This is a genomic window from Variovorax pasteuri (assembly GCF_051216435.1).
Classification (GTDB): domain Bacteria; phylum Pseudomonadota; class Gammaproteobacteria; order Burkholderiales; family Burkholderiaceae_C; genus Variovorax.
The window spans coordinates 306,212-325,939 of sequence record NZ_JBPJZS010000002.1 but is presented as its reverse complement, the minus strand read 5'-3'; the positions used below and the strand labels follow the sequence as shown (position 1 = coordinate 325,939).

Below are 19,728 nucleotides of genomic sequence, written 5' to 3'. Positions count from 1 at the left end.
CGCAGCGCCGCACGGCGCGATACTGGCGCAAGAACCGCCCCAGGAGACACCGGATGAACGACCGCATCGCAACGACCCGCCACGCCGACGGCGTGGTGCAACTGCAGCTCGCCCGCGACGACAAGATGAACGCGCTCGACCCCGCGATGTTCGACGCGCTGATCGAGGCCGGGCAGGCGCTGTGCAGCGACAGCACGGTGCGGGCGGTGGTGATTTCGGGCCGCGGCAAGGCCTTTTGCGCGGGGCTGGACATGGCCTCGTTCCAGCGCATGCAGGAAGGCGCCGGCGCCGACGTGCTGGGCGAGGGGGCCGCAGGGGCCGACCTGCTGGTGCGCACCCACGGCATCTCCAATGCGGCCCAGCAGGTGGCGATGGTCTGGCGCGACGTGCCGGTGCCGGTGATTGCGGCGGTGCACGGCGTGGCCTTCGGCGGCGGGCTGCAGGTGGCGCTGGGCGCGGACATCCGCATCGTGGCGCCCGACACCCGGCTCTCGGTCATGGAAATCAAGTGGGGCCTGGTGCCCGACATGGCCGGCATGGTGCTCATGCGCGAGCTGGCCCGCAGCGACGTGGTGCGCGAGCTCACCTACACCGGGCGCATCTTCTCGGGCGAGGAGGCCCTGCGCATCGGCTTCGCCACCCGCGTGGCGGCCGACCCGCTGGCCGAGGCGCTGCAAATGGCGCACGACATTGCACAGAAGAGCCCCGACGCCATTCGCGCGGGCAAGCGGCTGCTGAACGGCAGCGCGTCGCAGAGCGCGGCGCAACTGCTGCTGGCCGAGTCGCTCGAGCAGAAGGCGCTGATCGGCAGCCCCAACCAGGTCGAGGCCGTGAAGGCCAACATCGAACGCCGCGCGCCGAAGTTCACCGACCCGCACTGACGCCCGCCCGCCGCCTTGTGTTGCGGCGCACCGACGTCGTCGGGTAATCCAGCAGTCTGCCGGGGCCGGTCTTCGCGCAATCTCGCGGCCCCTCTGTGTCTTTCCCCCTCAAGGCAAAGCCGTGCCGGTCTTCCCCTGCGCGCACGCTTTTTCACGCCATTGCAACGTTTGGCAGCAACGGAAGTGTCTTTACGCGCCAATATGTAAGAATAAAGTAGTTGTTTTATGGGGAAAACGAGGGAATTCAGAGACAATTTGTGTGCAGAAGGTCACGTCTTCTCCCCCAGCGACCGTTGGAGGATGGCCCCTGACGCCGCGCTCATCAACAATTGGATGCTTTAGTTTCGCGACAGCGATCCTGCATGTCGATCACTACGTTTTTTTGTAACCTCAGCGTGCCCATCCTGGTGGGCGAGGATCGCTACAAGTACATCCCCATCGTCGGGGTCTTTCGCAGCATTCCGTTCGACCAGGTCGACGAATGGGTGATGGATGCCGACGGGGCGCCGCGCAGCGACCGCGAACTGGCGGCCGAAGTGCTTGTCGAGATCCGCAAGCCGGCCCTCGCGAGCGGACGCACCTCGCCGCACGCTTTCGAAGTGGCGGACATCCTGCAACTCGACCGCGCCGCGGCGATTGTGGTGTCCACCTTCCTGGCCGCATTGCCGCGCGTCTGAACGCGCAGGCCGCGCTCAGTCGCACCTGAACAGCACGCCATTGCCCGGGGTCTGCGGCGCGTCGGCCTGCTCGAGGAAGCGGATCGGGTTGCCGTCCTTGCGGCAATAGGCCTCGGCCTCGGGCTGGCTGCCCGCGCGAAGGATGCCGTCGTACAGCCGCACCACCCCCGTCACGGGCGTGGAGCAGGCGGCCAGGGCCAAGGAAACGAGGGTAAGCAACAGCAGGCGCATGAAAAGGTCCAGTCGGAAGACCGGAGACTTTAAGCGCTGCGCCGCCCCGCGCTTCAGGACGCGATCGCGCCCACCGCCCAGTAGAAGGTCGGCCTTGCGCCGTTCAGCAGGTGGTCGCCCACCACGCGGCCCTTGTAGATGGTCGGGTTGTGCGAGGCCAGCGTGCGCGCATTGCGCCAGTGGCGGTCGAGCCGCCGGTCTTCCTGCAGCGCCGAGGCGCCGCCGATGTCGAACAGCCGCGTGCCCGCCTGCAGCACGGCATCGACGATGCCGGCCTGCGCCTTGGCCGTGTTCAGTTCCACTTCGAACAACAGGCTTTCCGGAACCGTCTCGCCGCGCGCGCGGTAGCGGTCGATCTCGCCGAGCCCGCGCGCCACCGCCTGCACGGTGGACGCAGCGATAAAAGCCGTGCTGGCCAGCTGCCCGATGACCTGCTGCACCAGCGGATCTTCGCGCGGCGTGCTGCCGCTGCCGTGGGTGTAGACGCGCTTGCGCGGCTGCACGAAGGCCACCGCGTCGCGCACGATGGCGCGCGCAATGCCCGCCAGCGTGGCCAGGTGTATGAGCTGGAAATGCGCGGTCATCGGCGTGGGCTGGTCGCGCACGTAGAGCAGCACGTTCTCGGGCTTCACGCGCACGTTGCGAAAGCGCGTGGTGCCCGAGGCCGTCAGCCGCTGGCCGAAGCCGCGCCAGTCGTCCACGCGCTCCACGCCCGGTGCCTCGGCCGGCACCAGCGCAATCACGCGGTCGCTGCTGCCATCGGCGTTCAGCCGCTGGCCCGACACCGCGATCCAGTCGGCGTACAGCGTGCCGGTGCTGTAGTACTTGTCGCCCTCGAGCAGCCACGCGTCGCCTTCGCGCTTGAGCGTGGTCTGCATGGTGCCGATGGCGCCGTCGCCGAGTTCCGTGGTGGCGTTGCCGAACACCACGCCTTCGGCGGCCAGGCGCATCCACGGGCCGTGCAGGGCGGGGTCGATTTCCGCCAGCAGCCGTTCGATGAAGCCGAAGTGCGCGCGCAGGATCTGCGGCAGGTTGGAGTCGGCCTCGCCGAGCTCGATCAGCAGGTCGTACAGCTGCTCGACCGATGCGCCGATGCCGCCGTGCTCCAGCGGCACGCGCAGCGCGCCGAAGCGCTCGGCATTGAGCCAGGCCACGGGCTCGTAGGCCAGCTCGCGGTCGATTTCGCGTTGCGCCGCGCCCTCGGCGATGCGCTGGAAGACGGGGCGGAAGCGCTCGGCGAGTTGTTGCGAGCCGGGCGCGTGCGCGCCGGCGACGTGCGCTGCGGGGCGCGTCGTTTCTTGGATGGATTCCATGGGGGGCGGGGCGGCAATGACGCGCGCCCGGAAAGAGGGGAGACAGGCCTGCGACTGTCCCCCGCACCGCGGCTTTTGTGAAATACGCTTTTCGCGTTTTCTTATGCCGTGCGCGATGACTAGCGTTTGCCGCGCGCGTCCACCGGCCAGATGCCCACCAGCGTGCCGCCATCGACCACGTGGTACGTGTCGTGCAGGTTCACCGTCGGGTCGCAGTGCGGCGTGACGAACTCCACGCGCGCGCCCAGCGCGGGACGCGCGCCTGCCGGCACCATCAGCTTGCCGTGCTCGTCGCCGAAGAAGGCATAGCGGGTCGATGCATCGACGCCCCGCGCCACCAGCGGCGCGCCGCTGTCTGTCGAGAAGCACTTGGTGCCCGCGTCGACCGTGACCCAGTCGGCCGCGTTGGTGCTGACCACCGCCGCCTGCACGAACAGCGACACCTCGAAGGGCGAGGCCTGCCCGGCATCGGCGAGCACCTGCGTGTATTCCGCGTCCATGAACACATAGGAGCCGGCCTGCAGTTCGGTGAATGCGTTCTCCTGCGAATCGAGGTCGTGCGTGCCGGTGCCCGCACCGGTGACGATCTCGAATTGCAGGCCCTGGCGCCTGGCCGCCGCGACGATGCCGGCCACGGTCTCGCGCAGGGCGGCCGCCGCGGCGCTGCGCTCGGCGCGCGCCACGATGTGCTGCAGGTTGCCGGCATACGACTGCAGCCCGCGCAGCCGCAGGCGCGGTTCGGCGGCCGCCAGCGCCGCGAGTTCGAGCACCTTCGCCTGAGTGGCGGCGCCGGTGCGGTTGTAGCCGGCGCCGTAGTCCACCAGCACGTCCAGCGGGTGCGTGAGGCCGCTTGCGGCCTGGGCCAGGTCGGCCAGGTTGCGCGGGTTGTCGACCACCACCATCACGTCGCCGGGACGCGCGCGCTGCGCCAGCTTGATGAGCCGCGCGATCTTGCTCGGCGTGACGGCCGGCGAGGTGATCAGCACGCCGGGAATGCCGCCCCCGACCATCACCTCCGCCTCGCCCAGCGTGACGCAGCTCACGCCGACGGCGCCGGCCGCCACCTGGCGGCGCGCGATCTCGACCGACTTGTGCGTCTTCACGTGCGGGCGCAGGTTGACGCCGCGTGCCTTGGCGAAGGCGGCCATGCGTTCGATGTTGCGCGTCATGGCGGGCAGGTCGACCAGCAGTGCGGGTGTGTCGAGCAGATGGCGGCCGCCGGGAACGCCGATCAGGGGCGCGTTGACTTGCAGGTCCTGGAACATCGAGGAAAAGCCTTTGTGGGAAGAGGGGGCCTGCGGTGCAGGCCGGGATTCGTTGCGAAATGATCGCATCGAACGTTCGGTGCGATGCCTCGTAGTTTCCCAAATGGCCGCACGACGGTGCCGAGCCTGTGCCGAGCCCGGGTGGCGCAGCCTACCGGTCGGCGGGCGGGCTCGCCTTCAGCGCGGCCATCAGCAGCCGCCCGGTCGTCTGCAGGTGCTCGCCCATCAGCGCCTGCGCGGCCTGGATGTCGCGGTTGAGCACCGCGTCGAGCAGCGCCTGGTGCTCGGCGCCCACGTCGCGCGATTCCTTGCCCAGCGGCGCCGACAGCTGCCGGTAGCGCTCGCTCTGCTGGTACAGCATCTGGTGCATGCGCAGCAGCCAGCTGTTCGGGCAGCCCGAGACCAGCGCGTTGTGAAAGTCGGCGTGGCTGCTGGTCCATTCGGCGCTCAGCACCGTAGGCATGGCCGCGTCGCGCTCGGCCTGCCGCGACAGCCGGTGGTGCGCCGACACCACGCTGCCTTCCCAGGCCAGGTCGCCGTGGCGGATGGCTTCGGCCAGGCAGAGCTTCTCGATCTCGATGCGCGCGTTCACCAGCTCTTCGAGGTCCTCGGGCGAAATCGGGCTCACCCGGTAGCCGCGCGCGGGCTCCGACACCACCAGCGCCTCGGCCTCCAGCATGGCCAGCCCTTCGCGCACCGCGCCCGCGCTCACGTCCAGCTCCTCGGCCAGCGCGGCGATGTTGAGCTTGGAGCCCGGCAGCAGCCGCCCGCCCACGATGGCCGTGCGCAGCTCGGCAAAGACCTGGCGCGTCTGGCCCAGGCCCTTCGTTTTCTCGTTCATTGCACTCCCGTCACACCGCGAAAAACGGTCGATGTTACTTGTTAACCCTAATGATGGATAAACAGCCAAACAATAGACTAACAACAAAATAATATATTGTTTGTCCCAACATGGACAGCCGAACGGAGACACCACCCATGGCCGAGATCCAGCTTCGCACCCAGAAAAGCCCGCACCGCGCGGCGCTGCACGGCGTTCATTCGCTCGATGCCTTCGTCTTCACCGTGCCCGACCTCGACGAAGCCGCGCGCTTCTACGAGGCCTTCGGGCTGGAGCCCAAGCGAGAGGGCGGCCGGCTCGACCTGTACACGGCCGGCCATCCCCATGCCTGGGGTTCGCTCTTCCAGGCCAGCGGCGTGAAGAAGCTGCAGTACCTGCGCTTTGCCTGCTTCGCGGAAGACTTCGACGCCATTGCCGCGCGCATCGAGCGGTTGGGCGTGCCGCGCTGCTCGCCGCATGCGCTGGGCGACGACCGCGGCCTGTGGGTGCTGCATCCGGAGGGCTATGCGGTGCAGCTCGTCGTGGCCGCCAAGAGCGCGCCCGACGCCGGCAGCGAGCCCGTGGTGGCGCCGCGCCCGCCGGTCGGCACCGGGGCGTCGCCCAACCGTGCGCGCATTCCCAAAGTGCATCCGCGCCGGCTCTCGCACATCCTGCTGTTCAGCGCCAAGGTGCCCGAAGCGGTGCGCTTCTTCGAGGAGGCCCTGGGCCTGCGCGTGACCGACCGCTCGGGCGACCTCATCGTCTTCATGCACGGCGCGCACGGCAGCGACCATCACCTGATCGCCATGGCGCATTCGAACGGGCCGGGCCTGCACCACCTGAGCTGGGACGTCGCCAACATCGACGAGGTCGGGCGCGGCATGGAGCAGATGTACGCCGCCGGCCACGTGCGCGGCTGGGGCGTGGGGCGCCACGTGCTCGGCTCGAACTACTTCCACTACGTGCGCGACCCGTGGGGCAGCTATTCGGAGTACTCCTGCGACATGGACTTCGTGCCCGGCGACTTCGACTGGCCCCACGCCGACCACCCGCCCGAAGACTCCTTCTACGCCTGGGGCCCCAAGGTGCCCGAGGACTTCGTCACCAACTACGAGGTCGAGGCGCCCACGACCTGAGCACCCTGGCCACCGCTTCTTTTTTCGTTCGAACAACCCCGCCTGACAAGGAATTTCCATGCGTCTTCTCGCCTTCAACCACCACGGCAAGCCGGCCCTCGGCCTGCGCCTCGACAAGGAAGTCGTCAACCTCACGGCCGAAGGCCTGCCCGCCACGCTGGACGAACTGCTGCGCGGCGGCCCCGAGGCCATGGCCGCCGCGAAGAAGGCCGGCGACGCCGCGCGCACGCGGCTGCCGCTGTCCGACATCGACTGGCTGGCGCCGGTGCAGTCGCCTTCCAAGGCCATTGCGGTGGGCCTCAACTACATCGACCACGCCGCCGAAAGCAAGTTCGACCCGCCGACCTATCCGGTGCTGTTCCATCGCTTTCCGTCGTCGTGGGTGGGCCACAACCAGCCGATCGTTCGGCCGCACGTGTCCACGCAGTTCGACTACGAGGGCGAACTGCTGGTGGTCATCGGCAAGGCCGGGCGCTACATCAAGAAGGGCGACGCGCTGAACCACGTGGCGGGCTACTCGGTGTTCAACGACGGTTCCATCCGCGACTACCAGTTCAAGTCCGCGCAATGGATGATGGGCAAGAACTTCGACCGCTCGGGCTCCTTCGGCCCCGAGTTCGTCACCGCCGACGAACTGCCCGCGGGCGCCGCGGGCCTGAAGCTGCAGACGCGCCTGAACGGAACGGTGCTGCAGGACGCCAACACGCGCGACATGATCTTCGACGTGGCCACGCTGGTGTCGGTGTGCTCCGAGCCCTTCGCGCTGCAGCCGGGCGACATCATCATCGCCGGCACCCCCTCGGGCGTAGGCCTGGCGCGCAAGCCGCAGGTGTTCATGAAGGCGGGCGATGTGTGCGAGGTGGAGATCGAAGGCGTGGGCCTGCTCTCCAACCCGGTCGTCGACGGCGACTGACGCGCGGCTGTTTCCACGCCGCGCAGACAACAACCATTCCGGAGACAAAAAAATGAGCATCGATCGTCGTTCCTTCGTCGCAGCTGTCGGTGCCCTGGGCACCGGCGCGCTCTTCAGCGGCAGCGCCGCCGCGCAGCAGCCAGCGGGCAAGCCCATTCGCGTGGGCGGCACGCTGGCGCTCACCGGGCCGCTCTCGGCCACGGGCCTGGTGCACAAGCTCACGGGCGAGATCTACGTGGAGTCGCTCAACCAGCGCGGCGGCCTGCTGGGCCGGCCGGTGGAGTGGGTGCTGAAGGACGACCAGTCCAAGCCCGACCTTGCGCGCACGCTGTACGAGCAACTGGTGACGGCCGACAAGGTCGACCTGCTCATCGGCCCCTATGCCACGGGCGCCATTCTCTCGGCCATGGGCGTGGCCCAGCGCTACAACAAGACGCTGGTGCACCACACCTTCGGCATTCCCAGCCTGGCCAAGTACGACCAGCAGTTTCCGGCGTGGTCGCTCGGCCCCGACCCCGAGAAGACGATGCCTGCCATGGTGTTCGACGCGCTGGCCACGTCGCCCAAGCCGCCGAAGACCATCGCCATCGTCACCAGCAAGTTCCCCTCGGTGCACTTCGTGGCGCTGGGCGCGCGCGAGGTGGCCCGGCAGCGCGGGCTGAAGGAAGTGCTGTTCCTGGAGTGGGACTTCGGCAACCGCGACTTCGGCCCCATTGCGGGCCGGCTGAAGGAGGCCAACCCCGACTTCATCTGGAACGGCGCCATCGGCCTCGAAGGCAACCAGCTGCTCGATGCGATGAAGAAGATCGACTACGCGCCGCTGCATCACTTCTATCACGTGCCCGCGCCCGCGCCGATGCTCAAGGCGCCCGAGGCCAACGGCGCGCTGGCCACCACCATCTTCGAAGACCATCCGCCCTTCACCGACAACCCGACGGCCGCCGCGTTCGTGAAGCTCTACCGCGAGCGCGCGGCCAAGGCCGCCATGCCCGACACGGCGGTGGAGACGCAGGCCGCCGCCTCGTTCTCGGCCTGGCAGATCATCGAGGCCGCCGTGGTCGCGACGCAGGGCCTGGACGACAAGGCCATGGCCACCTGGCTGCGCGCCAACAAGGTCGACACCATCCAGGGCAAGCTGCGCTTCAACGAGCGCGGCAACTTCGGCGACGACCTCGGCAAGGTGAAGCAGGTGCAGAACGGCAAGTGGGTGGTGGTGTGGCCCAAGGAGTGGACCGCCCCCGGCGCGAAGCTGCAGACGCGCGGAGTGACCGGCTGATGAGCTTTCCCAGTGCCACGCTGCTGGCCCAGTCCATCCTGGCGGGCCTGTTCACCGGGGCGCTCTACGGCCTGCTGGGGCTCGGCCTCAGCCTGTCGTGGGGCATGCTGCGGCAGATCAACCTGGCGCACTTCGCGCTCGCCTTCCTGGGCGCCTACCTCACGTACGAACTGTCGAGCCACCGCGGCGTCGATCCGCTGCTCACGCTGGTGGTCATCGTGCCGCTGTTCTTCGTGCTGGGCGTGGCGCTGCACTGGGTGCTCACGCGCTTTCGGGTGAGCCCCTTCAACTCGCTGCTGGTCACCTTCGGCATCACCGTGATCATCGAGGCGCTGCTGCAGTGGACCTGGACGGCCGACTACCGCAAGCTGGAGTCGAGCTACGCGGAGCACAAGCTGCAGATCGGCACGCTGTACCTGCCGGTGCCCGAGCTCATCACGCTGGGGCTGGGCGTGGGCATCTCGCTGGCGGTGTGGCTCGCGCTGCGCCGCACCGACCTGGGCAAGGCGATGCGCGCGGCGGCCGAAGACGCGCCCATTGCCGCGGCCTTCGGCGTGAACCAGCACGCACTGGCGCTCATGCTCTCGGGCCTGAACGCGGCGCTGGCCGGCGTGGCGGGCGTGTGCATTGCGCTGGCGTACACGCTGTCGCCCTCGCAGATCTACGCATGGATCGGCGTGGTGTTCGCGGCCGTGATGCTGGGCGGCCTGGGCCGCCCGCTCGGGCCGCTGATTGCGGGCTGCATTATCGGCGTGACCGAGGCCGTGACCATGACCGTGACCGCACCCTCGTGGGCACCGCTGGTGTCGTTCTCGCTGCTGATGTTCGTGCTGCTGGTGCGGCCGGGGAGGGTGGCATGAAGCGCTCGTTCCTGCTGATTCTTGCGGCCGGCGCGGGGCTGGCCGTGGTGCCGTGGCTCGGGCTGCCGGCGTTCTACGAATCCATCCTCTACCTGGTGCTGCACTGGGTGGCGCTGGCCACCTCGTGGAACCTGCTGTCGGGCTACTCGGGGTACTTCTCGTTCGGGCATGGGGCGTTCTTCGGCATCGGCATGTACACCACGGCCACGCTGGCGACACGCTTCGACGTTCCCTTTCTCTGGACGCTGCCGGCCGCCGCCGTGGTGGCCGCGCTGGTGGGCACGCTGCTGGGCGCGGTAGCCTTCCGCGTGCAGGCGGTGCGCGCCGAACTGTTCTCGCTGCTCACGCTGGCCGCCACCTTCGTGGTGGCGACCATCATCCTGAACACGCCCATCGACGGCGGACCGGGCGTGTCCATGAGCGCGGTGGCGGTGCCGCAGCTCGGGCCGACCGCCTCGGGCACCTTCTACCTGCTGGCCTTGGGCGTGGCGGTGGTCACGGTGCTGGCCGCGCTGGCCGTGTACCACTCGCGCTTCGGCACGGGCCTGTTCGCCATCCATGACGACGAGGACGTGGCCGAGGTGATGGGCGTGCCCACCTACCGCTACAAGCTCGGCGCCTTCGCGCTGTCGTGCGGCTTGGCCGGCGTGGTGGGCGGGGTGCATGCGCTGTTCATCTCGTACGTGACCACGGGCGACACCTTCACCATCGCGATGCCGCTCACCGTGGTGCTGATGGCGGTGCTCGGCGGCACGCGGCACTGGGCCGGGCCCATCGTCGGCGCGACGGCGATCACGCTGCTGCTCTACGCCTTCACGGGCGGCGACAGCGCGATCATCGGCAAGGGCCTGACGGGGCTGGTGCTGATCGTGGTGATTTTGTTCATGCCGCAGGGGCTGCTGGGACAGGTGCTGAAGTGGTGGAGCGCAAGGCGGGGTGCGCCGGCCGCTTCGTCGGCACCGGCCCTCGCGCCTGTTGCCGCCGAAGCGAAGAAGCCTGCCGTTGCCAACGGCGAGGTGCTGCTGCGTGCCGAAGGCGTGCGCAAGTCCTTCAAGGGCGTGCACGCGCTGCGCGGCGTGAGCCTGGAGGTGCGGCGCGGCGAGATCCTCGGGCTGCTCGGGCCCAACGGCTCGGGCAAGTCGACCTTCATCAATGTCGCGAGCGGCCACTATGCGGTGACGGCCGGGCTCATCGAGTTCGAGGGGCGGCGCATCTCGGGCGTGCCGGCGCACCGCATTGCGCAGGGCGGCATTGCGCGCACTTACCAGATCCCGCGGCCCTTCGCGCACCTCACGGTGCTGGAAAACGTGGCGCTGCCGGCGATGTTCGGCGCGGCCGTGCTCGACCGCCAGACGGCCGAGGCCGAGGCATGGCAGTGGCTGGCCTTCACCGGCCTCACCGAGCGCGCGCACGCCTTGCCGGCCGAGCTGAACCTGCACCAGCGCAAGTTCCTGGAGTTCGCACGCGCACTGGCCTCGCGCCCGCAGGTGCTGATGCTCGACGAGGTGCTGTCGGGTCTCACGCCGTCGGAAATCGACGAGGCCGTGGCGCTCATTCGCCGTATTCGCGACCAGGGCGCGACCATCGTCTTCGTCGAGCACGTGATGCGCGCGGTGATGGCGCTGTGCGACCGCATCGTGGTGTTCAACCGCGGCGAGGTTCTGGCCGAAGGCGCGCCGCACGACGTGATGCAGCGCCCCGAGGTGGTGTCGGCCTACCTGGGGCAGGCGATGGCGCCCGACCCCGCCGCACCGGCGAGCGCACCGCCCGCAACCGGCATCGAAAGGGAGCTGGCCCATGCTTGAACTCGAAGCCATCCGCGTCGCCTACGGGCAGGCGACCGCGCTGTGGGACGTGTCGCTGTCCATCGGCAAGGGCGAGCTGCTGTGCATCGTCGGGCCCAACAGCGCGGGCAAGAGCACGCTCATCAACGCGGTGGCCGGGCTGCACCGCATCAGCGCGGGGCGCATGCGCTTCGAGGGGCAGGACATCTCGCGCCTGGCGCCGCATCGCTTCTGCGCGCAGGGCATTGCGCTGGTGCCCGAGGGGCGGCGCCTGTTCACCGAGATGACGGTGCGCGAGAACCTGGAGCTGGGCAGCTACCTGCGCGCGGCGCGCCTGGAGCGCTCGCGCTCGATGGAGCATGTGTGCACGCTGTTCCCCGTGCTGAAGGAAAAGCTGGCGCAGCCGGCCGGCTCGCTGTCGGGCGGCCAGCAGCAGATGGTGGCCATCGGCCGTGCGCTGATGGCGCGTCCCAAGCTGCTGCTGCTCGACGAGCCCTCGCTGGGCCTGGCGCCGAGCGTGGTGCTCGACATGTTCACCGCCATCCGGCGCATCCATGCCGAGGGCATCGCGGTGCTGCTGGTGGAGCAGAACGTGGGCATGGCGCTGGATGTGGCCGAACGTGCCGCGGTGCTGGAGGAGGGGCGCATCGTCGCGCTGGGCCGACCGGAGGAACTGATGGCGCGGCCGGAGTTGCGGCGCGCGTACCTGGGCCTGGAAGAAGCCGGCGCTACGCCAGGCGCGACGGCGCATGCTGCCGCGGGCGTCGGGGGCGCCGCAGCGCCAGCCACCACAGCAGCGCGGCATTGATCGCCCAGCTCGCGGCCAGCATCACCAGCGCGGTGCTGGCCACGCCCGGCGACAGGCCCAGCGTGAGCAGGCTCAGCGACCACGGCAGGCCGCCCGCGATGGCGGCGAGCATGCCCACTTCGCTGTCGGGCGCGACGGCCATGGCCAGGATGCACACCACGCCGCTGACCGTGTAGATCAGCGCGGCGGTGCGCCAGCCGGAGCGCCGGGGCGGTCGTGAACTTGCCGGATTTGCGATGGGCATGCCCTGAGCATCGCCGATCCCACCCCCTGCCGTGAAGGCTTGTTACGCCAAGCCACGTAGTGTTTTGGCGACGCCCGTTTCAGCGATTTGCCAACTTGTGCACAACAGCGGCCACGGGGGCGGGCGGCAGCACGGCTTCGACACCCAGGGCCAGCGCGAGCAGGGCCGTGTCGTCGCCTGCCGCGCCGGTCAGTTCCAGCCCCGCTGGCAGGCCGTCGAAGCTCAGTCCCATCGGCAGGCTCAGGGCCGGAAGCCCCGCCATGCCGGCCGGGCCGGTGTTGCGGATGTAGGCCGAGAACGCGGAGGCCGGGCGGCCGCACAGCGTGACTTCCACGTCCTCGCCGATGCGCGCCGCGGTCAGCGGGCTGGTCGGGAACACCAGCGCTGCCAGGTTGTGCCGGGCGAAGCATTCGCGGTAGGCGGCCTGCATGCGCGGGCGCAGGGTGTGCAGCGCGTGGGCATAGGCCTCGGGCGTGACGGCGGTGTCGCCGAACAGGCGCTCGAACAGCGGGCGCACGTCGGGGCTGACCACGGCGTCGGTGAGCGCGCGGGCGTCGAAGGGGCGGTCGTGGCGCGCAAAGTACGCGGCCAGCGCCGGAAGAATCTCGTACAGCGAGATCGACATCGATCCTTCCTGGAACAGCGCACCGGCTTCGGCCAGGTTGCACGGCACCAGCACCGCGCCCGCGGCGCGCAGCCGCTCGAGGCTTTCGCGGGCCAGGCCGGCCACGGGAGGATCGACGTCTTGCCAGAAGTAGGCCTCGGGCACGCCCAGGCGCACCCCCGCCAGCGGTGCCGGGGCAATCCGCAGCGGACCGCCGGCCACGGCGTGGTCGACCAGCACGCAGTCGTCCACGCAGCGCGCCATCACGCCGGCGGTGTCGAAGGTCGGCGAGATCGGCACCAGGCCTTCGTCCGGCCAGCGGTACACGGTCGGGCGGAAGCCCACGAGGCCGCAATGCGCGGCCGGTACGCGCACCGAGCCGCCCGTGTCGGTGCCGATGGCCGCCGGCGCGGCGCGCAGGGCCAGCAGCGCCGCATTGCCGCCGCTGGAGCCGCCCGTGACGCGCGCCGGGTCGAACGGGTTGCGCGAGGGCCCGAAGCCGTGGTTGTGGCCGGTGACGCCTTGCGACCACTCGTGCAGGTTCGTCTTGCCGAGCACGAGCGCGCCCGCGTCCAGCAATCGCCGGGTCACGCCGGCGTGGATGCGCGGACGGTGGTCCGCCATCCAGGGGCTGCCGGCGGTGGTGGGCATGCCGGCGACGTCGATGTTGTCCTTGAAGGCCAGCGGCACGCCGTACAGGGGCAGGGTGCCGGGTGCGGGGCGGGGCCCTGCATCCAGTGACGCGGCGGACGCCAGCAGCGCGTCGGGTTCGACATGCAGCAGGGCGCCGAAAGACACGGTGGCCTCGGCGCGCTCCAGCAGCGCCTGGGCGTAGTCGGTGGCACGCAGGTCGCCGTTGGACATCTGCTCGGCGGCCTGTCGCGCGGAGAGATCGGTCAGCGCATGGATTCGGTTCATGGGGGTTCGAATTGGGGCAGGAGCTGCACTCCGGTGCATGTTCCGGGCCAATTTCGCCGTCTTGCGGCCCAAAACACGCTCAAACTGCATGGCATGGATACTGCTTAAAGAGTTTTTTGTATTCAAGAGGCTTTCAACATGTCTTTCAAGTCCTTGCGTCTCCTGGCTGCCGTCGCTGCGTCGATGGCCCTTCTGTCGGCCCTGCCGGCGTCCGCCGCTGAAAAGGTGTCCTTGCGCCTGAAGTGGCTGGCGCAGGCGCAGTTCGCCGGCTTCTATGTGGCCAAGGCCAAGGGCTTCTACGACCAGGCCGGCCTCGACCTGACGATCAACCCCGGCGGCCCCAACCTCAACGTCGAGACGCTGGTGGCCTCGGGCAACGACACCTTCGGCCTGGCCGGCGGCACCGAGACCGTGCTGCTCGCCCGCGAAAAGGGCCTGCCGCTGGTGTGCATCGGCGTGACCGTGCAGAAGACGCCCTTCACCTACGTCACCTACAAGGACTCCGGCATCACCAAGGTGCAGGACTTCGCGGGCAAGAAGGTGGCCACCTGGTTCACCGGCACGCAGTACACGCTGTACTCGATGCTGGCCTCGGCCGGCGTGAAGCAGTCCGACCTGACCATCGTGCCGCAGTCGGGCTCCATGGCGCCCTTCGTCGAGAAGCAGTTCGACGTGGCCGCCGCCACCTACTACAACGAGCTCAACACGCTCAAGGAGCAGGGCCTGGGCGACAAGCTGGTGCTCATCAAGCCCGACGACTACGGCGTGGTGGTGCAGCAAGACACCGTGCTGGTGTCCGAGAAGTACCGCAACGAGAAGCCGCAGCAGGTGCAGGCCTTCATGAACGCCACCGTCAAGGGCTGGAAGTACGCGCTGCAGAACAAGAAGGAGGCCATCGACATCATCATGGCCGCCGCGCCCAGCCTGAACCGCCCGCACCAGGAAGCCATGCTCGACGAGTTCGAGAAGCTCGTGAAGGCCGGCAAGGGCGGCAGCGACGGCATCCTGGCCATCGACCTGCCGACGGTCGAGAAGATGCAGACGCAGCTCGTGGGCTACAAGGCGCTGAAGGCGCCGGCCGACCTGTCGAAGGCCTACGACGCCAGCTTCTGGACGCAGGTGCCTGCGGCCGACAAGAAGTTCTGAGCCGTATCGCAACGTCATGAAATTCATGCCTCACGAAGTGATGCCGCCCGCCGTGGCAGACACGGCGCCGCCCATGCTCGAACTGGTCAACGTGTGGAAGCGCTTCGGTGAAGCGCAGGCCCAGACCGTCGCGGTGTCGGGCGTCAACCTGCGGATCGCGAAGAGCGAGTTCGTCACGCTCGTGGGACCCTCGGGTTGCGGCAAGTCGACGCTCTTCAACATGATCGCGGGCCTGCTGCCGCCCGACGACGACGGCTCGCTGCTGTTCGGCGGTGCGCCGCAGCGCGACGGCCAGCTCCTGGGCAAGGTGTCGTTCATGCCGCAGCGCGACCTGCTGTTTCCGTGGCGCACCGTGCTGGACAACGCCATCCTCGCGCTCGAGGTGGAAGGCGTGCCGCGCAAGGAGGCGCGTGAACGCGCCCGCGCCATGCTGCCGGAGTTCGGCCTGGCCGGCTTCGCCAACCACTACCCGCACCAGCTGTCGGGCGGCATGCGCCAGCGCGTGGCGCTGATGCGCACCTTCCTGTTCGAGCGCGACCTGATGCTGCTCGACGAACCCTTCGGCGCGCTCGACGCGCTCACGCGCACCCGCATGCAGCACTGGCTGCTGGAGCTGTGGGCGCGCCACCGCCGCACGGTGCTCTTCATCACCCACGACATCGACGAAGCCATCCTGCTGGGCGACAAGGTGCTGGTGATGACGGCGCGCCCCGGCACCGTGAAGAGCGAAACCGTGATCGACCTGCCGCGTCCGCGCGACCCGTCGGTGGTGCTCACGCCCGAGTTCATCGGCCTCAAGCAGCGCCTGCTGGCCGAGATCGAGGAAGAAAGCCAGAAGACCTTCGCGCAGGAGGGCACCGCCTCGTGAACGCACTCCTGCAGCGCGCCGTGCGCTCGCCCGTGCTGGCCTTCGTGGGCCTGGCGCTGGTGTGGGAGCTGTGCGTGCACGCCTTCGCGCCGTCGCCGCGCTACCTGCCGGCGCTCAGCGCCATCGCGCAGGACGCCTGGTCGGTGTGGCCGCAACTGGCGCGCGGCTTCGGCCGCACGCTGCTCGAAACGGTGCTGGGCTTTGCTATGGGGGCGGTGTTCGGCTGCCTCTGCGGCACCGTGTTCACTTACTCGCGCTGGATGGAGCGCTCGGTGTTCCCCCTGTTCGTGGTGTCGCAGACGGTGCCGGTGGTGGCCTTCGGTGCGCTCATCGTCATCTGGTTCGGCAACTCGCTGCTGGCCAAGGTGATGACCGCGTTCTTCCTCACGTTCTTCCCCGTCACGGTGAACACGCTGCGCGGGTTGAAGTCGTGCGACCCGCAGCGCATGGCGCTGATGCGCAGCTTCGGCGCGAACCGCTTCACGATGTTCTTCAAGCTGGCCGTGCCCTCGGCGCTGCCGCAGATCATGGTGGGACTGCGCGTGGCCATCGGCCTGAGCCTCATCGGCTCGGTGGTGGGCGAATGGTTCGGCGAGACCGTGGGCCTTGGCGTGATGCTCATGGAGGCGATGAACGCCGACCTCGTGGTGCGCCTGTGGGTGGTGATGTTTGCCTGCGGGCTCATGGGTGCGCTGCTGTACGGGCTGCTCACCTTCGTGGAAAGGAGGCTCGTATGGTGGCGCAGCGAAAGTTGAAAGATTCGCCCGTGGTGCCGGTGGTGCTGAGCGTGGTCGTGCTGCTGGTGGTGTGGGAGGGCGCGATCCTGTTGTTCAAGATTCCGCCGTTCGTGCTGCCCAGCCTGGGCGCGATCGTGCAGCACGCCTTCACCGACACCGCCCGCCTGATGGCCGCGTTGCTGGCCACGCTGGGCGAAGCACTCGGCGGCTATGCGCTGGGCAGCGTGCTGGGCTTGCTGCTGGCCGTGCTGCTGCTGCTCGCACCGCCGCTGGAGCGCATCGTGATGCCGCTGGCGGTGGCCGTGAACGCGGTGCCCACGGTGGCCTATGCGCCGCTCTTCCTGATCTGGTTCGGCCTGGGCGCCGCCTCGAAGATCGCGCTGGTGGCGCTGGCAGTCGGCTTCACCATGCTGGTGAATGCGCTGCACGGCCTGAAGCAGGCCGACCTGGCGGCGGTGAACCTGATGCGCAGCTTCGGCGCAGGGCCCATGAAGATCGTGTGGCGCCTGCGCCTGCCGGTGGCGATGCCCTCGGTGGTCACTGCCCTGCGCATCGGCGTGCCGCGCAGCATGATCGTCGCGATCGTCGGCGAGATGCTGGGCGCCTATGCGGGGCTCGGGCGAATGATCTATGAGTCGACGCAGCAGGTCGACCTGCTGAGCGTGTGGTCGGCGGTGCTGGTGGCGTCGCTGGCGAGCATGGTGTTCTATGGCCTGCTGATCTGGATCGACCAGAAACTGGTGTGGTGGCGCTGATGGCAAAGACGAATCCCGCGGCGTACCCCGACACCGAAGCCGAGCTGCGCGTGCAGTTGGCCGCCTGCTACCGGCTGGTGGCGCATTTCGGCATGGACGACCTCATCTACAACCACATCTCGGCACGCGTGCCGGGGCCGGCGCATCACTTCCTCATCAACCCGTACGGGTTGCTGTTCTCGGAAGTGACGGCCTCGTCGCTGGTGAAGATCGACCTCGACGGCCACAAGATCGACGACACCGAGGCCGAGGTCAACCAGGCCGGCTTCGTGATCCACAGCGCCATTCACGCGGGCCGGCCCGATGCGCTGTGCGTGCTGCACACGCACTCCGACGCGGGCACCGCCATCGCGGCCATGCCGAACGGCCTTTCGCCGCTGAGCCAGTTCGCAATGCGCTACCAGGGCCACACCGCGTTCCACGACTACGAAGGCGTGGCGCTGGAAACCGGCGAGCGCGAGCGGCTGGTGCGCGACCTCGGTGCGCACAACACCCTGGTCTTGCGCAACCACGGCATCCTGACCGTGGGCCGCACCATTCCCGAGGCCTTCATCCTCATGTACTACTTCGAGAAGGCGGCCAAGGTGCAGCTGCTCGCGCAGGGCGGCGTGGCGCCCGGCGAATCGCTGGTGTACCCGCAGCCCGAGGTGAGCGCGCTGGCCGCGCGCCAGTTCACCGAATTCGCCGGCGACATCCTGCCGCCCGGCACGCGCGAATGGCCTGCGTTCCTGCGCATGCTGGAGCGCACGCAGCCCGACTACAGGCTCTGACAGCCGTTCTTTTCATCTTCACCCCCAGAGACACATTTCGATCATGCAACTCGAGAACCTCACCTCCTTCATCGGCACCGAAGTCAAAGGCATCGACCTGCGCGAGCCCGTGAGCGACGACGACTTCGCCGTGCTGCGCGACACGCTCAACCAGCGCTCGGTGCTGCTGTTTCGCGGCCAGAGCATCAACGAGGCGCAGCACGTGGCGTTCTCGCGGCGCTTCGGACCGCTGCTGGGCCATGTGCTCACCCAGTTCCTGAAGAAGGAGCACCCGGAGGTGTACGTGCTGTCGAACGTGTCGGAAAACGGCAAGCCCATCGGCAACCACAAGGAGGGCTGGAACTGGCACTCCGACCTGTCGTACAAGGCCGAACCCTCGATGGGCGCGCTGCTCTACGCGCTGGAAGTGCCGCCGGTGGAGGGTGACACCTTCTTCGCCTCGATGCACGCCGCCTACGAGGCGCTGGACGACGACATGAAGGCGCGCATCCGCCCCATGACGGCCACGCACAGCTACGCCAACTACTACGGCAAGGCTTTTGCCGACCGCAACCCGCTCACGCCCGAGCAGCTGGCCGCCACGCCCGACGTGGTGCATCCGCTGGTGCGCACGCACCCCGAGACCGGCCGCCTGTCGCTCTACGTGGGCGAGGACGTGGTCAAGCAGATCGACGGGCTGCCCGCCGAAGAAAGCGTCGCGTTGCTGGCCGAGCTGAATGCACACGCCATCTCGCCCGAGTTCAGCTACCGCCACAAGTGGCTCGCGGGCGACCTGCTGGTGTGGGACAACCGCTGCACCATGCACCGCGCCACCCCGTACGACGACAACGTGTACCGCCGCGTGATGCACCGCACCACGGTGGCGGGCGACCGCCCGTTCTGACGCGCCGATTCGCCGCAGCGCCCCGCGATCGAAGACCGACAAAGACAAACACAACAAGGAAGGCAAGACCATGGAACCGAACGAACCCGAGATGGCGGAGCCCGCGATGCTGCGCGGACGCGAGCGCCAGCGCGGCAAGGGCGCCACGCTGTCCGACGAACTGAAGGACACGCTGGAAGACCTGATCGTCAGCGGCGTCATGAAGCCCGGCGCGCGGCTCGACGAAGCCGAGCTGGCCGAGCGCTTCAAGGTGTCGCGCACGCCGGTGCGCGAGGCACTGAAGGCGCTGGCCGCCACGGGCCTGGTCGACCTGCGCAGCCGCCAGGGCGGCGTGTGCGTGGCGCGCATCTCGCTGCCGATGCTCATCGAGATGTTCCAGATGATGGCCGTGATGGAAGGCCTGTGCGCCAAGTTCGCCGCGCGCCGTGCCACCGAAGTGCAGAAGGCGCGCATGGGCGCGCTTCACGACGAGCTGACCAGCATCCTGGCCTCGGGCGACCACTCGCGTTTCTACGACGTGAACCAGGACTTCCACGACGCGCTGTACGAGGCCTCCAACACGCACTACCTGGCCGAGCAGACGCGCGCGCTGCGCAAGCGGGTGCGCGTGTACCGCCGCTACGTCACCTTCCAGCCCGGGCGCATGACCGCCACCATCGGCGAGCACGGCGCCATCCTGGACGCCATCCGGCGCAACGATCCGGGCGCGGCGTTTTCTTCCGCCATCGACCACGTGAGCCTGCTCGAGGACGACATCGTCGACCTGATCGCGGCGCTGTCCGAGCAGGACGGCGGCGCGCCCTGAGCGCCTTTTCAACACCCACTTTTTCGACCGCATT

21 protein-coding genes are annotated in these 19,728 nt (G+C 68.7%); 15 read left to right on the top strand and 6 right to left on the bottom strand.

Going from position 1 to position 19,728, the window contains the following annotated elements:
• Positions 1–53: 53 nt before the first annotated feature.
• Both ACSFBM_RS08635 and ACSFBM_RS08630 read left to right on the top strand, forming a co-directional pair.
• On the top strand, positions 54–881 hold the full coding sequence (locus ACSFBM_RS08635; protein WP_435483988.1) for a crotonase/enoyl-CoA hydratase family protein: 828 nt from the start codon (positions 54–56) through the stop codon (positions 879–881).
• 362 nt (positions 882–1,243) lie between these two features.
• On the top strand, positions 1,244–1,558 hold the full coding sequence (locus ACSFBM_RS08630) for a hypothetical protein (RefSeq protein ID WP_435483987.1): 315 nt from the start codon (positions 1,244–1,246) through the stop codon (positions 1,556–1,558).
• A gap of 15 nt (positions 1,559–1,573) precedes the next feature.
• Here ACSFBM_RS08630 and ACSFBM_RS08625 read toward each other — a convergent pair whose 3' ends face one another.
• From ACSFBM_RS08625 to ACSFBM_RS08610, 4 genes are all read right to left on the bottom strand, one after another.
• Positions 1,574–1,789 (bottom strand): hypothetical protein, encoded by a 216-nt coding sequence (locus ACSFBM_RS08625; protein ID WP_435483986.1) that lies wholly within the window; start codon positions 1,787–1,789, stop codon positions 1,574–1,576.
• A gap of 53 nt (positions 1,790–1,842) precedes the next feature.
• Positions 1,843–3,102 carry an acyl-CoA dehydrogenase family protein gene (locus tag ACSFBM_RS08620; RefSeq protein ID WP_435483985.1) on the bottom strand — a complete coding sequence of 420 codons (1,260 nt, stop codon included), beginning with the start codon at positions 3,100–3,102 and terminating at the stop codon, positions 1,843–1,845.
• A gap of 119 nt (positions 3,103–3,221) precedes the next feature.
• Positions 3,222–4,367: a DSD1 family PLP-dependent enzyme gene (locus ACSFBM_RS08615; RefSeq protein WP_435483984.1), complete on the bottom strand. Its 1,146-nt coding sequence runs from the start codon at positions 4,365–4,367 to the stop codon at positions 3,222–3,224.
• A 151-nt stretch (positions 4,368–4,518) separates the two neighbouring features.
• Positions 4,519–5,208: a GntR family transcriptional regulator gene (locus ACSFBM_RS08610; RefSeq protein WP_435438660.1), complete on the bottom strand. Its 690-nt coding sequence runs from the start codon at positions 5,206–5,208 to the stop codon at positions 4,519–4,521.
• Positions 5,209–5,345: 137 nt separating this feature from the next.
• On the opposite strand from ACSFBM_RS08610, the gene ACSFBM_RS08605 reads away from it, so the two are divergent.
• The 6 genes from ACSFBM_RS08605 to ACSFBM_RS08580 are packed head-to-tail and all read left to right on the top strand — an operon-like array spanning position 5,346 to position 11,964.
• Positions 5,346–6,323, top strand: a complete 978-nt coding sequence (locus ACSFBM_RS08605) for a VOC family protein (RefSeq protein WP_435483983.1) — start codon at positions 5,346–5,348, stop codon at positions 6,321–6,323.
• 58 nt (positions 6,324–6,381) lie between these two features.
• Positions 6,382–7,236 carry a fumarylacetoacetate hydrolase family protein gene (locus tag ACSFBM_RS08600; RefSeq protein WP_435483982.1) on the top strand — a complete coding sequence of 285 codons (855 nt, stop codon included), beginning with the start codon at positions 6,382–6,384 and terminating at the stop codon, positions 7,234–7,236.
• 52 nt (positions 7,237–7,288) lie between these two features.
• Positions 7,289–8,512, top strand: coding sequence for an amino acid ABC transporter substrate-binding protein (locus ACSFBM_RS08595; protein WP_435483981.1), 1,224 nt, complete (start codon positions 7,289–7,291; stop codon positions 8,510–8,512).
• The gene (locus ACSFBM_RS08590) at positions 8,512–9,372 is read left to right on the top strand and encodes a branched-chain amino acid ABC transporter permease (RefSeq protein WP_435438664.1); all 861 of its coding nucleotides are present in this window, start codon (positions 8,512–8,514) and stop codon (positions 9,370–9,372) included. The genes ACSFBM_RS08595 and ACSFBM_RS08590 overlap by 1 nt, the downstream gene beginning before the upstream one ends.
• Positions 9,369–11,177, top strand: a complete 1,809-nt coding sequence (locus ACSFBM_RS08585; protein ID WP_435483980.1) for a branched-chain amino acid ABC transporter ATP-binding protein/permease — start codon at positions 9,369–9,371, stop codon at positions 11,175–11,177. Before ACSFBM_RS08590 ends, ACSFBM_RS08585 begins: the two co-directional genes overlap by 4 nt.
• Positions 11,170–11,964 carry an ABC transporter ATP-binding protein gene (locus tag ACSFBM_RS08580; RefSeq protein ID WP_435483979.1) on the top strand — a complete coding sequence of 265 codons (795 nt, stop codon included), beginning with the start codon at positions 11,170–11,172 and terminating at the stop codon, positions 11,962–11,964. Before ACSFBM_RS08585 ends, ACSFBM_RS08580 begins: the two co-directional genes overlap by 8 nt.
• On the opposite strand, the gene ACSFBM_RS08575 is transcribed toward ACSFBM_RS08580, so the two are convergent.
• Together ACSFBM_RS08575 and ACSFBM_RS08570 are read right to left on the bottom strand one after the other, a co-directional pair.
• Positions 11,885–12,208 (bottom strand): hypothetical protein, encoded by a 324-nt coding sequence (locus ACSFBM_RS08575; RefSeq protein WP_435483978.1) that lies wholly within the window; start codon positions 12,206–12,208, stop codon positions 11,885–11,887. The genes ACSFBM_RS08580 and ACSFBM_RS08575 overlap by 80 nt on opposite strands.
• Before the next feature lie 79 nt (positions 12,209–12,287).
• Positions 12,288–13,730: an amidase family protein gene (locus ACSFBM_RS08570; RefSeq protein WP_435483977.1), complete on the bottom strand. Its 1,443-nt coding sequence runs from the start codon at positions 13,728–13,730 to the stop codon at positions 12,288–12,290.
• Positions 13,731–13,868: 138 nt separating this feature from the next.
• Here ACSFBM_RS08570 and ACSFBM_RS08565 point away from each other — a divergent pair, with 138 nt between their 5' ends.
• From ACSFBM_RS08565 to ACSFBM_RS08535, 7 genes are all read left to right on the top strand, one after another.
• Complete coding sequence (locus tag ACSFBM_RS08565; RefSeq protein ID WP_435483976.1) at positions 13,869–14,876, top strand: ABC transporter substrate-binding protein; 1,008 nt, start codon at positions 13,869–13,871, stop codon at positions 14,874–14,876.
• A 16-nt stretch (positions 14,877–14,892) separates the two neighbouring features.
• Positions 14,893–15,744, top strand: a complete 852-nt coding sequence (locus ACSFBM_RS08560) for an ABC transporter ATP-binding protein (RefSeq protein WP_435483975.1) — start codon at positions 14,893–14,895, stop codon at positions 15,742–15,744.
• A complete protein-coding gene (locus tag ACSFBM_RS08555) occupies positions 15,741–16,499 on the top strand; it encodes an ABC transporter permease (protein ID WP_435483974.1) in 759 nt (252 codons plus the stop codon). The genes ACSFBM_RS08560 and ACSFBM_RS08555 overlap by 4 nt, the downstream gene beginning before the upstream one ends.
• Positions 16,496–17,236 (top strand): ABC transporter permease, encoded by a 741-nt coding sequence (locus tag ACSFBM_RS08550; protein ID WP_435483973.1) that lies wholly within the window; start codon positions 16,496–16,498, stop codon positions 17,234–17,236. Before ACSFBM_RS08555 ends, ACSFBM_RS08550 begins: the two co-directional genes overlap by 4 nt.
• Entirely contained in the window at positions 17,236–18,006 is a 771-nt protein-coding gene (locus tag ACSFBM_RS08545; protein WP_435483972.1) for a class II aldolase/adducin family protein, read from the top strand. The genes ACSFBM_RS08550 and ACSFBM_RS08545 overlap by 1 nt, the downstream gene beginning before the upstream one ends.
• Before the next feature lie 43 nt (positions 18,007–18,049).
• On the top strand, positions 18,050–18,889 hold the full coding sequence (locus ACSFBM_RS08540) for a TauD/TfdA dioxygenase family protein (RefSeq protein ID WP_435483971.1): 840 nt from the start codon (positions 18,050–18,052) through the stop codon (positions 18,887–18,889).
• Between the two features lie 70 nt (positions 18,890–18,959).
• The gene (locus ACSFBM_RS08535; protein WP_435483970.1) at positions 18,960–19,694 is read left to right on the top strand and encodes a GntR family transcriptional regulator; all 735 of its coding nucleotides are present in this window, start codon (positions 18,960–18,962) and stop codon (positions 19,692–19,694) included.
• Positions 19,695–19,728: the final 34 nt, after the last annotated feature.